This window comes from Halanaerobium polyolivorans (assembly GCF_020711195.1).
Taxonomy (GTDB): Bacteria; Bacillota; Halanaerobiia; order Halanaerobiales; family Halanaerobiaceae; genus Halanaerobium; species Halanaerobium polyolivorans.
Map to the genome: position 1 here is coordinate 66998 of NZ_JAJFAT010000006.1, position 14005 is coordinate 81002.

At 34.4% G+C, this 14005-nt stretch carries 15 protein-coding genes; all 15 read left to right on the forward strand.

The features are described from left to right. The first annotated feature begins 153 nt into the window (after window positions 1-153). The 15 genes from pta (at window position 154) to der (ending at window position 14005) form a co-directional block, all read left to right on the forward strand. A complete protein-coding gene (gene pta, locus LJ207_RS05570) occupies window positions 154-1152 on the forward strand; it encodes a phosphate acetyltransferase (RefSeq protein WP_229344910.1) in 999 nt (332 codons plus the stop codon). 23 nt (window positions 1153-1175) lie between these two features. Beyond that, a complete protein-coding gene (locus LJ207_RS05575) occupies window positions 1176-2372 on the forward strand; it encodes an acetate/propionate family kinase (protein WP_229344912.1) in 1197 nt (398 codons plus the stop codon). Between the two features lie 82 nt (window positions 2373-2454). Beyond that, window positions 2455-2925, forward strand: coding sequence for a YceD family protein (locus LJ207_RS05580; RefSeq protein WP_229344913.1), 471 nt, complete (start codon window positions 2455-2457; stop codon window positions 2923-2925). Window positions 2926-2947: 22 nt separating this feature from the next. After that, the gene (gene rpmF / locus LJ207_RS05585) at window positions 2948-3121 is read left to right on the forward strand and encodes a 50S ribosomal protein L32 (RefSeq protein WP_229344915.1); all 174 of its coding nucleotides are present in this window, start codon (window positions 2948-2950) and stop codon (window positions 3119-3121) included. A gap of 147 nt (window positions 3122-3268) precedes the next feature. Beyond that, entirely contained in the window at window positions 3269-4282 is a 1014-nt protein-coding gene (plsX, locus tag LJ207_RS05590; RefSeq protein ID WP_229344917.1) for a phosphate acyltransferase PlsX, read from the forward strand. Between the two features lies 1 nt (window position 4283). Then, a complete protein-coding gene (gene fabK, locus LJ207_RS05595; RefSeq protein ID WP_229344919.1) occupies window positions 4284-5231 on the forward strand; it encodes an enoyl-[acyl-carrier-protein] reductase FabK in 948 nt (315 codons plus the stop codon). Window positions 5232-5260: 29 nt separating this feature from the next. Further along, window positions 5261-6010 carry a 3-oxoacyl-[acyl-carrier-protein] reductase gene (gene fabG, locus LJ207_RS05600; RefSeq protein ID WP_229344921.1) on the forward strand — a complete coding sequence of 250 codons (750 nt, stop codon included), beginning with the start codon at window positions 5261-5263 and terminating at the stop codon, window positions 6008-6010. Window positions 6011-6173: 163 nt separating this feature from the next. Beyond that, window positions 6174-6407 carry an acyl carrier protein gene (locus tag LJ207_RS05605; protein WP_229344923.1) on the forward strand — a complete coding sequence of 78 codons (234 nt, stop codon included), beginning with the start codon at window positions 6174-6176 and terminating at the stop codon, window positions 6405-6407. A gap of 72 nt (window positions 6408-6479) precedes the next feature. Next, window positions 6480-7196, forward strand: a complete 717-nt coding sequence (gene rnc, locus LJ207_RS05610; protein ID WP_229344924.1) for a ribonuclease III — start codon at window positions 6480-6482, stop codon at window positions 7194-7196. Between the two features lie 15 nt (window positions 7197-7211). Further along, on the forward strand, window positions 7212-7568 hold the full coding sequence (aroH, locus tag LJ207_RS05615) for a chorismate mutase (protein WP_229344926.1): 357 nt from the start codon (window positions 7212-7214) through the stop codon (window positions 7566-7568). Between the two features lie 32 nt (window positions 7569-7600). Further along, window positions 7601-8254 (forward strand): (d)CMP kinase, encoded by a 654-nt coding sequence (gene cmk, locus LJ207_RS05620; protein ID WP_229344929.1) that lies wholly within the window; start codon window positions 7601-7603, stop codon window positions 8252-8254. Between the two features lie 3 nt (window positions 8255-8257). Continuing rightward, a complete protein-coding gene (locus LJ207_RS05625; protein ID WP_369414162.1) occupies window positions 8258-8845 on the forward strand; it encodes a lysophospholipid acyltransferase family protein in 588 nt (195 codons plus the stop codon). Window positions 8846-8995: 150 nt separating this feature from the next. Then, complete coding sequence (locus LJ207_RS05630) at window positions 8996-11272, forward strand: bifunctional 4-hydroxy-3-methylbut-2-enyl diphosphate reductase/30S ribosomal protein S1 (protein WP_229344934.1); 2277 nt, start codon at window positions 8996-8998, stop codon at window positions 11270-11272. Window positions 11273-11397: 125 nt separating this feature from the next. Beyond that, window positions 11398-12696 (forward strand): DUF512 domain-containing protein, encoded by a 1299-nt coding sequence (locus LJ207_RS05635; RefSeq protein WP_229344937.1) that lies wholly within the window; start codon window positions 11398-11400, stop codon window positions 12694-12696. Then, the gene (gene der, locus LJ207_RS05640; protein WP_229344940.1) at window positions 12689-14005 is read left to right on the forward strand and encodes a ribosome biogenesis GTPase Der; all 1317 of its coding nucleotides are present in this window, start codon (window positions 12689-12691) and stop codon (window positions 14003-14005) included. The genes LJ207_RS05635 and der overlap by 8 nt, the downstream gene beginning before the upstream one ends.

Consider the following 14005-nt stretch of genomic DNA (forward strand, 5'->3'; position numbering starts at 1 on the left):
CACTAAATTAAAAGATAATAGCAAATATTTTTACAATTCAAACTTCTTTATTTTTTAAAGGATTTCGTCAATTAATATTGTATTATATATATGATATCAAATTATAAAAAAAAGAACAAATGTGATTTTTCAAACCACGGGGGAGGAAATTAAATGGATTTATTAAAAGATTTCAAGGCAAGAGCAAAGTCAGATCTAAAAAAGATTGTTCTTGCTGAGGGAGAAGACGAAAGAATAATTAAAGCAGCTCGAGCAATAGCAAAAGAAAACATCGCTGAAGTAACTATTTTAGGTAACAGATCAAAAATTATGTCTACTGCAATTTACCATGATGTATCTTTAAATTCAGTAAATATAATTGAGCCAGAAAATTCTGATTATGTAGCAGAATTTAGAGATGAATTTTATGAACTCAGAAAACACAAAGGACTTAGCAAAGAAAAGGCTGAAGAAATTATATTAGACCCCCTTTATTTTGCAACAATGATGATTTACTGTAATAAAGCAGATGGTATGGTAGCTGGTGCTGTTAATGCTACTGGTAATGTATTAAGACCTGCTTTTCAAATTGTTAAAACCGAAGCTGGAATTTCTACTGTGTCTAGTGCAATAATTATGGTTTTAAAAGACAAATCATTTGGTCATGAGGGGATAATGGTCTTTTCAGATTGTGCTGTTAATCCAGCCCCAAATTCTGAACAGTTAGCAGAGATCGCTCTTGCTACAGCAGATACTACAAGAAGGTTGATGGATATTGAGCCTAAAGTAGCTATGCTGTCTTTTTCAACCAAAGGTAGTGCCAGACATGAATATGTAGAAAAAGTTCAAAAAGCTGTAGAAATTGCTCATCAAAATGCCCCAGATTTAAAATTAGATGGAGAACTACAATTAGATGCAGCAATTGTTGAAAGTGTTAGTGCTAGAAAAGCTCCTGATAGCAAATTAAAGGGTGATGCAAATGTATTAATATTCCCTGATCTACAGTCAGGTAATATTGGCTATAAATTGGTACAGAGATTAGCTGGTGCAGAGGCGGTTGGACCAATATTACAGGGTCTTGCAGCCCCAATAAATGATTTATCTAGAGGCTGTTCAGTTGAAGATATCATTAATTTAACTGCTATTACAGCTCTACAAGCACAAAATGGATGATAATATTTCGAGGAGGGAAAGTAATGCAAATTTTAGTAATTAACAGTGGTAGTTCTTCCATAAAGTATCAATTATTTAACATGGAAGATGAGAGTGTATTGGCAAAAGGTGTGGTAGAAAGAATTGGGATTGATGATTCTTTTATTAGTTATGAAAATGGTGATGGCCAGGAAATAACAATTGAAAAAGATATCAGCAACCATAAAGAAGGTATTAAACTGCTTATTGACACCCTATTAAATGAAGAATACGGTGTTTTAGATGATATGGATGATGTTCAAGCGGTAGGACATAGGGTTGTTCATGGAGCAGAAGAATTTTCTGGTTCTGTTTTAATTGATGATAAATTAGTTGAAACTATGGAAGATGTAGCTGATTTAGCTCCCTTACATAACCCCCCTAATATTATGGGAATTAAGGTCTGTCAGGAATTAATGCCTGATAAACCTCAGGTAGGAGTTTTTGATACCGCCTTCCATCAAACAATGCCTGAAAAAGCATATATTTATGCACTACCTTATGAATTTTATGAAAAATATGGTGTTAGAAGATATGGTTTTCACGGTACATCTCACGGCTATGTAAGTAAAAGGGCTGCTCAAATCCTGGATAAGCCATATTCAGAATTAAAAATAATTACCTGTCATCTTGGTAATGGTGCCAGTGTAGCAGCTGTTAAAAATGGTAAATCTGTTGATACCAGTATGGGACTTACTCCTTTAGAGGGACTTGTAATGGGTACCCGCTGTGGAGATATTGATCCAGCTATAGTTCCTTTTATGATGAATAAACTTGATATTTCTGCTGAAGAAATGGATACTATTATGAACAAAGAAAGTGGTCTCTATGGGGTTTCAGGTATAAGTAATGATTCTCGTGATGTAGAAGAGGCTGCAGAAGCAGGTAATCATCAGGCAGAAGTAGCACTAAAAATCTTTGATTATAGGGTTAAAAAATATATCGGAGCTTATACAGCTGCTATGGGTGGAGTAGATGCCATTGTCTTTACAGCTGGAATTGGAGAAAACTCCATTGAAACCAGAGAAAACATCTTAGGAGGATTAGAGTATCTCGGTTTAGAGCTTGATAAAGAAGCAAATAACTGTAGATCTAAAGAACAAATTATAAGCACAGAAGATTCTAAAGTTAAAGCTCTTGTTATACCTACAAATGAAGAGCTAGTTATAGCAAGAGATACTATGGAAATAGTTAGTGAATAAAGTGCAGATATATTTTTCTTGACAGTTACTCCTCCTTTTTATATAATAAAATGTGGCTATTTTACAGGGGTGATTAATTAAATTGTATATTAACCTCAATGATTTAGGTGATATTGGCGGCAAAAAAAATGTTTCAATGGAGATTGAAATAGCTGATCTTAATTTTAGAGATCAAGAAGTAGAGATCAAAGATGATATTAAGCTTGAAATTGAAATTTATCACACCAGCGATTCTTTTCTAGTCGAAGGTGAGATGGAAGTTAATTTAATTTTAAGCTGTAGTCGCTGCTTAGAAAACTATCGATCTTCAGCTCTAATAGAAATCTCTGAAGAAGTATTAAAAAAAGATATGGAAGACTTAGAAAAACTTTTTATAGACGAAATAATAGTCGACAATATTATTTTATCTTTGCCAATCAAACCACTCTGTTCTGAAGACTGTAAAGGTCTTTGCCCACAATGTGGTCAGGACTTAAATGAAGCTGAGTGTGATTGTGAGATAGAAAGTATTGATCCTCGTCTAGAAAAACTTAAAGAGTTTTATGATGACTGATTATTAAAGGAGGTGGGAGAATATGGCTGTACCTAAGAAACGGACTTCAAAAACACGCAAGCGTAAAAGACGTACCCATAAAAATTTGAGTGCTCCAACTCTTGTTGAATGCTCAAATTGCCATGAAAAGATTTTACCTCATCATGTTTGTCCAGAATGTGGACATTATAAAGGAAAAAAGGTGAGCGGAAATTAAATAATTGTATTAAAAGGCAGAGATATCCTTGCTTAGGAGGTCTCTGTTTTTTCTTTGCAAAAGCTTGCATTTGACCGGCGGTTGAGATATAATGTTTTGCAAATGATTAAGATATTTTTTCTTCTTTTATCATAAGGAGGCAGCAATATGTATAAAATAGCAGTTGATGTAATGAGTGGAGAAAAAGCTGCAGAGGAATTAATAAAAGGAGCAGTTAATGCTGCTGAAGAAGACCCTGATATTGAATTGACCCTTATTGGTAGATATGATATTATAAATCAGGAGTTAGCAAAATTAAATTTTGATAAAAATAGAGTAAAAATCGAAAAAGCAGATCAAATAATAACTATGGATGAAGCACCAATCAAAGCTTTAAAAAAGAAAAAAAATGCCACAGTTAATGTAGGAGCTAAGTTACTTAGATCTGGTGAGATAGATGCTTTTATCTCTCCAGGTAATACAGGTTCAGTTATGGCAGGTAGTTTGCTGCGGGTCGGTCGAATCAAAGGAATATCAAGACCCCCTATAGCGGTAAATTTCCCGGCCAAAAAAGGAAGCACCCTTGTTCTTGACAATGGAGCAAACACTGACTGTAGTCCAGAAAACATGCTTCAATTTGCCTTAATGGGACAGCTTTATGCAAAACACATAATGAAAATTGCTGAACCCAGGGTTGCACTATTAAATATTGGGGAAGAAAAGTCTAAGGGTAATAATTTGAGCAAAGAAAGTTATGAGCTTTTAGATAAAGACCCCAGAATCAAAAATTTTATTGGCAACTGTGAAGGTAGAGATATTTTTGAAGATAAATGTGATGTCTTAGTCACTGATGGCTTTGTAGGAAATGTTGTATTAAAAACTACAGAAGGAGCAGCCTCTTTTTTTGTGGAATTAATCAAAGAGAGTTTTGAAAGTGATCTAAGATCTAAATTAGCTGGATTATTGATCAAACCTTATTTAAAAAAGGTTTTAAATAAGATTGATTACCGCCAATATGGTGGAGCACCACTTCTAGGTGTTAAAGGTGTTGTAATAATTGCTCATGGTAGTTCTGATGCAACTGCAATTTGTAATGCAGTTAAAGCAGCAAAAAATTCGGTAAAAGAGAATATTGTTTCTTTAATTAAAACTGAAGTGGAAAAGAATGAGGAGTTGGATTAAAATGTCATTAAAAACTGAATTATGTGATATTCTGGAAATAGAGAGTCCTATTATACAGGGTGGTATGGCCTGGGTAGCAACCGGAGAACTTGCTGCAGCTGTATCACAGGCTGGAGGATTAGGTGTAATTGGAGCCGGAAATGCTCCTGCAGATGTAATAGAAAAAGAAATCGATAAGGTGAAGTCTTTAACTGATAAAAACTTTGGCTTAAATATTATGTTATTATCACCTTTTGCTGATGATATTATTGAATTAGCTATAGAAAAAAATGTCCCGATAATTACAACTGGGGCCGGCAACCCGGGAAAACATGTAAAAAGATTTCAGGAAAATGGCTCTAAAGTTATCCCGGTAGTTCCTTCTGTTGCCCTTGCCAAAAGAATGGAGCGTTTAGATGTAGATGCCGTTATAGTTGAGGGTACTGAAGCAGGAGGTCATATTGGAGAATTAACAACTATGGCCCTGGTAACTCAGGTTGTTGATGCTGTTGCTATACCTGTAATTGCTGCAGGGGGCATTGCAGATGGCAGAACCCTGGCAGCTGTACTTGCACTTGGAGCAGCTGGAGCTCAGATTGGAACAAGATTTGTTTGTTCAACTGAATGTACTGCAGCAGAAGAATATAAGGAAGCAATTGTAAAGGCAAGAGATAGAGATGCAGTAGTAACCGGTAGAAGTACAGGTCACCCAGTCCGCAATCTAAAAAATTCATTAACAAGAAAATTAGATAAATTAGAAAAAGAGGGAGTAGACCCCAAAAAGATTGAAGAAATCGGTTCTGGTAAACTGAGAGATGCAGTTGTTGATGGAGATATTAAAGAGGGCAGTGTTATGGCTGGTCAAGTTTCTGGAATGATAGCTGAAATTAAAGATGTAAAAGATATTATAGATGATATAATAAGAGATGCAGAGTCAGTAATAAAGAATAATTTTAATTTGATTAAATAATTAATATTTATTATAAAGAGGTGGCAGATTTGATTGATCTTCAAGATAAAAAAGTTTTAATTACAGGTAGCTCGCGAGGTATTGGAGCAGAAATAGCAAAGAAGTTGGCAGATTCAGGTGCAGATGTTATAATTAATTATGCTAGTTCTGAAGAAAAAGCAAATGAGCTTAAAGCTTCTATTGAGGAATCTGGAGGTAGGGCTTATGTAATTCAGGCAGATATTAGTGACTTTGAGCAGGCAGCTGAACTTGTCAAAAAAGCTTATAAAACCCTTGGTGGTCTGGATGTTTTAGTTAATAATGCCGGTATAACAAGAGATAAACTGCTGTTAAGAATGAAAGAAGAAGACTGGGATAAGGTAATGGATATCAATTTAAAAGGTACCTTTAACTGTACAAAAAATGCAGTTCGTTATCTTTTGAAAGCAGATAATGGGAAAATAATTAATATTTCTTCTGTGATTGGCTTAATTGGTAATCCCGGTCAGGCAAACTATTCTGCCGCTAAAGCAGGGATGATAGGTTTTACTAAAACATTAGCTAAAGAATTAGCTTCCAAAGGAGTCTGCAGTAATGCTATTGCTCCAGGCTTTATAGAAACAGAAATGACCAATGAGTTAAAAGATAGCATAAAAGATGATATAATAAATAGAGTACCATTAGCTCGCTTTGGTAAAGCTGAAGAAGTTGCTGATTTAGTAGCTTTTCTAGCTTCTGATAAAGCAAACTACATAAATGGTCAGGTTATTGGCATTGATGGAGGAATGAGTTTAGCTTAACCATGCGTTATTAAAATGAAGACGAGTGTGACGGTCTCGATGACCTAATGCTAACCCAACTATGCGTAATACAATGAAGGGTTAGTGCGACGCATTCGATATGCAAGTGCTGAGTCGACCATGCGTTATTAAAATGAAGACTCAGTGAAAGGAGGTGAATGGAGTGGCAGATACCCTTGATAAAATTATTGAAATTGTAGCAGAAGAATTAGCAGTTGATAAAGATGAGATAACTGAAGAATCTTCATTTATAGAAGACTTAGGAGCAGATTCTTTAGATGTTGTAGAATTAGTTATGGCATTTGAAGAAGAATTTGATGTAGAAATCCCTGATGAGGATGCTGAAAATATTCGTACTGTTGAGGATGCAGTAAATTATTTAGAAGAAATTCTTTAAGAATAATCCAGGATGAAGCTCCCATTGTGGAGTTTTCATCCATTTTTATATTTTTTAGGTGGTGAATTTTAGATGGATGAGTTAAATAGTGAAAAAAACATTTTAGAGTTTGAGCAAGAAATTAAAATCGAATTTTCCGATAAGAAATTATTGCAGAGAGCTTTAACCCATAAATCTTTTCCTAATGAAAACAAAAAACTTTCGCTAAAAGATAATGAAAGACTTGAATTTTTAGGAGATTCTGTTTTAAGCCTTGCAGTCAGCACTTATATTTTTAATAAGTTTTCTGATTTTCCTGAGGGAGAATTGGCAAAAATGAGGGCTGTTGTTGTTAGTGCACCTATTTTGGCAGAAGCTGCTAAGAAATTAGATTTAGGAAGATATCTCTTTTTAGGTAAGGGTGAAGAGATGACGGGTGGTAGAGAAAGAGATTCTATTCTTGCAGATACTATGGAAGCAATTTTTGGTGCTTTATACCTTGATCAGGGTTTTACAGCAGCCAGTGATTTTGTCTTAAAAATATTAAAAGAAGATATAAAAGAAGTTGCACAGGGTAATCATATTCAGGATTATAAGACTATGCTGCAGGAGATAATTCAGCAGGATGGTAATATCAGACCAGAATATGAAGTTATAGAAGAAAAAGGCCCTGACCACAACAAAACTTTTATTGTTGCTGTTAAACTTAAAGAAAATAGTCTTGGCTCAGGACAGGGTTCAAGTAAAAAAGAAGCTGAACAGGAAGCAGCAAAATTTGCTTTGCATAAACTAGATAAAATTGATAATTAATCAGGAGGAATTTTGATGTACGCACTTCGAGGAGCAATTAGTGTTGAAGAAAATACAGAAAAAGCTATAACCGAGGCTACTAAAGAACTATTAGCTAAATTAATAGAGGAAAATAATCTAGCTGAAGAAGATTTAGTTAGCATTATTAGCTCTGCTACTGATGATTTAGATAAGGTTTATCCAGGCAAAGCGATTCGAGAACTGGGTTTTAAGCTAACCCCAATTCTGTGTTTACAGGAAATGAAGGTTGAAAATAGTAGTAGTAAAATGATAAGATTATTAATACATGTAGAAGGTAAGAAAAACAAAGAAAAAATAAAACATCAATATCTTAAAAAAGCAGAAAAATTAAGACCAGATTTATTAAATTAAATAAGAACTTTTCTGAAAGAGATGTGTTTATAATGGATAATGTAGTTGCGATTGATGGCCCGGGTGGGGCAGGTAAAAGTACTATTGCCCGCAGGCTGGCTGAAGAACTTGGTTATCTTCATCTTGACACTGGGGCTATGTATAGAGCTGTAACTTATGCTGCTCTACAGAAAGGCCTTGATTTTAATGATAATGAAGCATTAGTTAAATTAGCTAACTCAATAGAGATAGATTTTAATCAGGCTGGAGAAATATTTTTGAATGGCAAAAATGTCAGTCAAGAAATTAGAAGCCCAGAAGTTAATCAAAATGTCTCAAAAACAGCAGCTGTTAAAGGAGTTCGTGAGATTCTAGTTGAAAAACAGCAAGAATTAGCGGCTCAGCATAAAGTGGTTATGGATGGTAGAGATATAACTACTGTTGTTTTAACAGAGGCTGAACATAAATTTTATTTAACCGCCTCAATAGAAGAAAGAGCAAGAAGGCGCTTTGAAGAAATGAAAGCAAAAAATAAAGAGGCTAACTATAAAGAAATAAAAGAGAATATTGCCAGAAGAGATGAACTTGATAGTCAGAGAGAGCATTCTCCTTTAAAGATCGCAGATGACGCGGTAGTTATAGACAGCACTGACCTTTCCATAGAAGAGGTAGTTTCAAAAATCAAAGCCATAATTGCAGGTGAATAAGCAGTGAGGGAATTTATTTACAAATTTATTTCTAAAATTATCTACTTTGTTTTTAAGCTATTTTTTAGAGCAAAGGTTAGGGGCCAAAAAAACCTTCCGGAAGAGGGAGGGGTTATAATTATGTCTAATCACATCAGCTTATTAGATCCACCCTTGATTGCTTCTGTATTGGATAGGCCTGTTCATTTTATGGCAAAAAAAGAGCTTTTTGAGAATCCGATTTTGAGATTAATATTATATATTGCTGATGCTTTTCCTGTTGATAGAGAAAGTACAGATATCAAAGCAGTTAAAAAAGCATTAAATATCTTGAAAAATGGTGAAGTGCTCGGCTTATTTCCCGAAGGGACCAGGGGAGATGAAAGTGAAGTAGCAGATTTAAAAGATGGTTCGGTAATGCTTGCTGTTAGAAGCAGGGTTCCAATTTTACCGGTGGGAATAAAAAATATCAAGAAAAAAGGCAGAGTTACGATTAATATTGGTGAGCCTTTTACCATGGAAAACTTTCCCAAAAAGCGTTTAAGTGATCAGCAGCGAAAAGAGGCTGGGGAATTTATCAAAGAAAAAATTGTTAAATTAGTAAATTCTTAATTTAAAATCAAGAATAATTTCAAATCTCTATATATTTTTCATATTTTTTTATGTTTAATGAAGGAATTTGACGACAAATAGAGAAAAAGGTTAAGAGGCAATAAAAGCTTAACTGTGTATTTTTCTATTTGTTGGTATTGTTGGAAGGAGGTGAGTATTCTGGAGGTTATTACTTCAGAAGAAGCAGGATTTTGTTTTGGGGTAGAAAGAGCAATTGATATGGTTTTAGAAGCTGCCGGCCAGAACAAAGATACTCCTGTTTATACACTGGGTCCTTTAATTCATAATCCACAGGTAGTAGAAAAATTAGAAAAAAAGAATGTTAAAGTTGCCTCATCATTATCAGAAATTGAATCTGGAATTATTATCATCCGCTCTCATGGAGTGGCACCAGAGATTATGGAAAAAGCTAGGGCAAAAGGCTTAAAGATTATTGATGCAACATGTCCCTTTGTTAAAAATGCTCAGAAATATGCCAGACAGCTGGTAGATGAAGGTTATCAAACATTTATTTATGGAGATAAGGATCATCCAGAAGTAAAAGGGATCTATGGTTCAACAGATAAACAAGCTATTATAATTAAAGATAAAGAAGATTTAGATAGAGACGATTTAAGCAATAAAGTTGGCTTTGTTGCGCAAACAACTAAGTCACCTGAGTCTTTCAGAGATATAATATCTTATATTATTACTGAGGTTAAAGAGTTAAAAGTTTATAATACTATTTGTAATACCACTGATGTCAGACAATCTTCAGCTAAAAAATTGGCTGAAGAGGTAGATATCATGTTCGTAATAGGGGGCCGTAATAGTGCTAATACCACTAGATTGGCAGAAATATGTTCAGCAACAGGTACCCCTACTTATCATATAGAAACAGCCAATGAAATAGACAGAACTTGGCTAAAAGGAAAAAATAAAGTTGGAATTACAGCTGGAGCATCGACTCCAGACTGGTTAATAAGGGAGGTTATTCAGTTAATGAACGAAGAAAACAAAGAAACAAAAGTAGAAAAAGAAGAAAATGAAATTGTTGAAGAGAAGGCTGAAGAAGTTGTAGAGGAGGTTAAGGAAGTCAGCGAAGAAACTACAGAAGAAACTGCTGAAGAAACAACAGAAGAAACAGTAGTAGAAACTACAGATGATAAAGAAGCTGATGACAGTGAGGAGCTTGAAACTGCAGAAGAAGCTAGAGAAGAAACTGCAGAAGAAGCCGAAGAAGCTGAAGAAGCAGCGGAATTCAAATATAGCGATAATGATATTGCTGATCTCAGTAAAGGACAAAAAGTAGAAGGAACTGTAGTTGAGATTAATGACAATGGTGTTTATGTTGATGTAAATTATAAAACTGATGGATTTATACCATTACGTCATTTAAGTCATAGTCCTGTTGAAGATCCAAGAGAAGTTGTAGAAATGGATCAAAAAATAGAAGTAGTTATTCTTACCTTAGAAGATGATGAAGGTAATATGATTCTTTCTAAAAAACAGGCAGACTATGAAAAAGCCTGGGAAAAAATTGTAGAGGCTCATGAAAATGACGAAGTAATTGAAGCTGAAGTTACAAAAGAAGTTAAAGGTGGTTTGGTTGTAAATGTTGGTGTAAGAGGATTTATACCTGCTTCTCATGTAGCTATTGGCTATGTAGATGACTTAAGTGATTATGTTGGTCAAACTCTTCGCTTAAAAGTAATTGAAGTTGAAAGAGATAATAATAATGTTGTTCTTTCCGCCAAAAAAGTTCTGGAAAAAGAAAGAGCAGCTCAAAAAGAAGAGACCTTAGAATCCTTAGAAGAAGGACAAACAGTTAACGGTAAGGTTACAAAGTTAGTTGACTTTGGTGCCTTTATCGATCTTGGTGGAATCGAAGGTTTACTCCATATTTCTGAAATGTCATGGGGTAGAATTGAAAGTCCATCTGAAGTTCTTTCTGAAGGAGAAGAAGTTGAAGTTAAGGTGCTTGGAGTTAACAAAGAAGATGAGAGAATTTCACTTGGCTTAAAACAGCTGCTTCCAGATCCATGGGAAGAATTTGCTGAAAAGCATTATGAAGGTGAAGTTGTTGAAGGTAAGATTACTAAAATAGTTGACTTTGGTGCTTTTATGGAAGTTGAAAAAGGTATTGAAGGCTTAATTCACATTTCTCAACTTTCACATCGTCATGTTAAAACTGCAGACGAAGTTGTTAGTGTAGGAGATGTTAAAGAAGCAAAAATAATTAATATTGATGCTGAGCAGGAAAGAGTAGGTTTAAGTTTAAAAGAATTAGAAGAAAAACCAGAACCTAAAAAATCTACAGCTTCTAGCTCGAGCAGTTCCAGCAGCTCTAAGAGCTCAAAAGGAAAAGATGACAAAGCTGATGAATCTTCTAGCGGTGGTGCAACCATTAGAGAAATAGTAGGAGATATCTTTGAGCAGGGTGAATAATTAAAAAAGCACCCGCTGTCCAATATTATTTGGGCGGCGGGTTTTTTTGCGTTAAAACCAGCTTGCTGTCTGCTTTTGCTTAGTCTGCTAAAATATGATATTATCAAGGAAACAGGAGGCAGAAGATGGTTAAAATCGAAAAAATAATTGAAGGATCAACCGCTTTTAAAGCTGGTTTAAAAGCAAGTGATAAAATTATTACAATCAATAATCAAAAAATAAATGACTATATAGATTATTTATATCAAATTTCTGAGCCGATAATTAATTTGCAGGTTCAAAGAGCTGATAATACTATTCAGGAATTTCAGCTGCAGAGGAAGCTTGATGAAGAATTGGGCATAGAATTTAAAGAAATTATTTTTGATGGTTTAAAACAGTGTAAAAATAACTGTGTATTTTGTTTTGTCAAACAGCAGCCGCCAAAGATGAGAGATAGTTTGATGCAGAAAGATGATGATTATAGGTTTTCATTCCTGCAGGGCAGTTTTATTACTCTGACCAATTTGAATCAATCTGAACTGCAGAGAATTATTGAAAAAAGATTAAGCCCTTTAAATATCTCTGTTCACACAACTAATCCAGAGTTAAGGGTCAAAATGATGAAAAATAAACGGGCTGCAGAGATCAATCAATTACTGAAGCTCTTAAAAGAAAATGGGATAGAATTTCACACCCAAATTGTTTTATGTCCAGATTATAATGATGGTCAGGAATTAGATAGGACTTTAAAAGATCTTTTAGAGCTGTATCCAGCCCTACTTTCAATCGGAGTTGTTCCGGTTGGGATTACAAAACACAGAGAAGGACTGGCTGAACTTAGAACTTTAACTGAAGCAGAAATGAAAAAAGCTCTTTCTCAAATTAAAAAATGGCAGAAAAAATCTACTGCTAAATTTGGTGAAAACATTATTTATGCAGCAGATGAGTTCTATTTAAATACAGCTAATAAACTGCCTAGATTTGAAGAATATGCTGATTTTCCCCAGTTAGAGAACGGGATAGGTTTAACAGCCTTATTTTTAAATAGCTTTAATGATCTAAGTTATCCAGACCAGCTGCCAGAAAAAAATAAAATGGCAGTAATAACTGGAGAATTGGGTAAAAAAGCCATTCAAGCAGTAATTGAAAAATTAAATCAAATTAAAAATCTAGAGATCGATATTTTAGAGGTCAAAAATGATTTTTTTGGCCGCAGTGTTACAGTAACCGGTCTTTTAACCGCAGAGGACATTGAAAAAAGAATCAAAAAAATTCCCATTGATCAATATCAAAAAATTATTATTCCAGATATTGTTCTAAATGATGAAAATAAATTCTTAGATGGTTCTCATTTAAAACAATTTAAAAAGAAATTAAAAAACTATCAGATAGATTTTGTCGGTAATTTAAAAGACTTAGTGGAGGTGATAGAAAATGACTAAAGCAACAGTAGCAATAGTTGGTAGACCAAATGTAGGGAAATCAACCCTTTTTAATAGATTGGTCGGAGGTAGAAGAGCCATAGTTGAAGGTGAGCCAAATGTTACCAGAGATAGAATTTATGGAGAAGCAGAATGGCTTAATAGAAATTTTAATGTTATAGATACCGGTGGTATTGTGCCCCGTGATTCAGATGAGATAAAAAACAAAATAAAATATCAGGCTGAATTGGCCATGGAAGAAGCAGATGTAATTTTATTTGTGGTTGATGCCAGAACTGGTATGACAGGCATAGATCAGGAAATTGCCCAGCTTTTATATAGGACTAATAAAGAGGTATTATTAGTAGTTAATAAAGTTGAAGATTTTTCTAATCAGCAGGAAATTAGTTGGGAGTTTTATTCACTGGGTTTTGGTGATCCTATCTTGATTTCGGCAGAACATGGTAAAAATACGGGTGAACTTTTAGATAAGGTTTCAGCCGAACTGCCAGAATATGAAGAAGATGAAGACCTAAGGGAAGCAATAAATATCGCTGTAATAGGCAAACCAAATGTTGGCAAGTCAAGTTTAATCAACCATCTTGTTGGTGAAAACAGGGTAATAGTAAGTGATATGCCGGGAACCACTAGAGATGCTGTAGATACTTTAATAGAATGGAAAGACATTAAGTTTAATTTTATTGATACTGCCGGTTTAAGGCGTAAATCAAGGGTTAAAGAATCTGTAGAATATTACAGTAATTTAAGAGCCCTAAAATCTGTTGATAGATCAGATGCAGTTTTAATGATGATTGATGCAACAAAAGGTGTATCAGATCAGGATAAAAAAATTGCTGGTTATGCTCATGATGAAGGTAAAGCCATGGTTATTGCGATTAACAAATGGGATTTGATGAAAAAAGATTCTAAAACTATGAAAAGATATACTGATGAAGTATATTATGAACTTAAGTTTTTAAACTATGTTCCCATAACCTATATATCTGCTTTAACAGGTGAAAGAATCGATGAGATGCTTTCTTTACTTGAATATGTTGTTGACCAGAGCAATTTAAGGATCAAAACTGGAGTCTTAAACGAGGTTATTTCTGAGGCAGTTCAACTGCGTGAACCACCAAGCAGAAAAGGGAAAAGGCTTAAATTATATTATGGAAGTCAGGTTGGGGTAAAACCACCTACCTTTGTCTTTTTCGTTAATGATCCTAATTTAATGCACTTTGCTTATCAGCGTTATTTAGAAAATGTGCTTAGAGAAGCATTTGGATATGTAGGTAATCCACTTAACTTCAAATTAAAACAGCGCAAATAA

Excerpts from the sequence above, each read along its gene's own strand:
- LJ207_RS05635 (WP_229344937.1), top strand. The coding sequence starts at position 11,398 with ATGGTTAAAATCGAAAAAATAATTGAAGGATCAACCGCTTTTAAAGCT.
- LJ207_RS05575 (WP_229344912.1), top strand. The coding sequence starts at position 1,176 with ATGCAAATTTTAGTAATTAACAGTGGTAGTTCTTCCATAAAGTATCAA.
- rpmF (WP_229344915.1), top strand. The coding sequence starts at position 2,948 with ATGGCTGTACCTAAGAAACGGACTTCAAAAACACGCAAGCGTAAAAGA.
- cmk (WP_229344929.1), top strand. The coding sequence starts at position 7,601 with ATGGATAATGTAGTTGCGATTGATGGCCCGGGTGGGGCAGGTAAAAGT.
- fabK (WP_229344919.1), top strand. The coding sequence starts at position 4,284 with ATGTCATTAAAAACTGAATTATGTGATATTCTGGAAATAGAGAGTCCT.
- der (WP_229344940.1), top strand. The coding sequence starts at position 12,689 with ATGACTAAAGCAACAGTAGCAATAGTTGGTAGACCAAATGTAGGGAAA.
- pta (WP_229344910.1), top strand. The coding sequence starts at position 154 with ATGGATTTATTAAAAGATTTCAAGGCAAGAGCAAAGTCAGATCTAAAA.
- aroH (WP_229344926.1), top strand. The coding sequence starts at position 7,212 with ATGTACGCACTTCGAGGAGCAATTAGTGTTGAAGAAAATACAGAAAAA.
- rnc (WP_229344924.1), top strand. The coding sequence starts at position 6,480 with ATGGATGAGTTAAATAGTGAAAAAAACATTTTAGAGTTTGAGCAAGAA.
- plsX (WP_229344917.1), top strand. The coding sequence starts at position 3,269 with ATGTATAAAATAGCAGTTGATGTAATGAGTGGAGAAAAAGCTGCAGAG.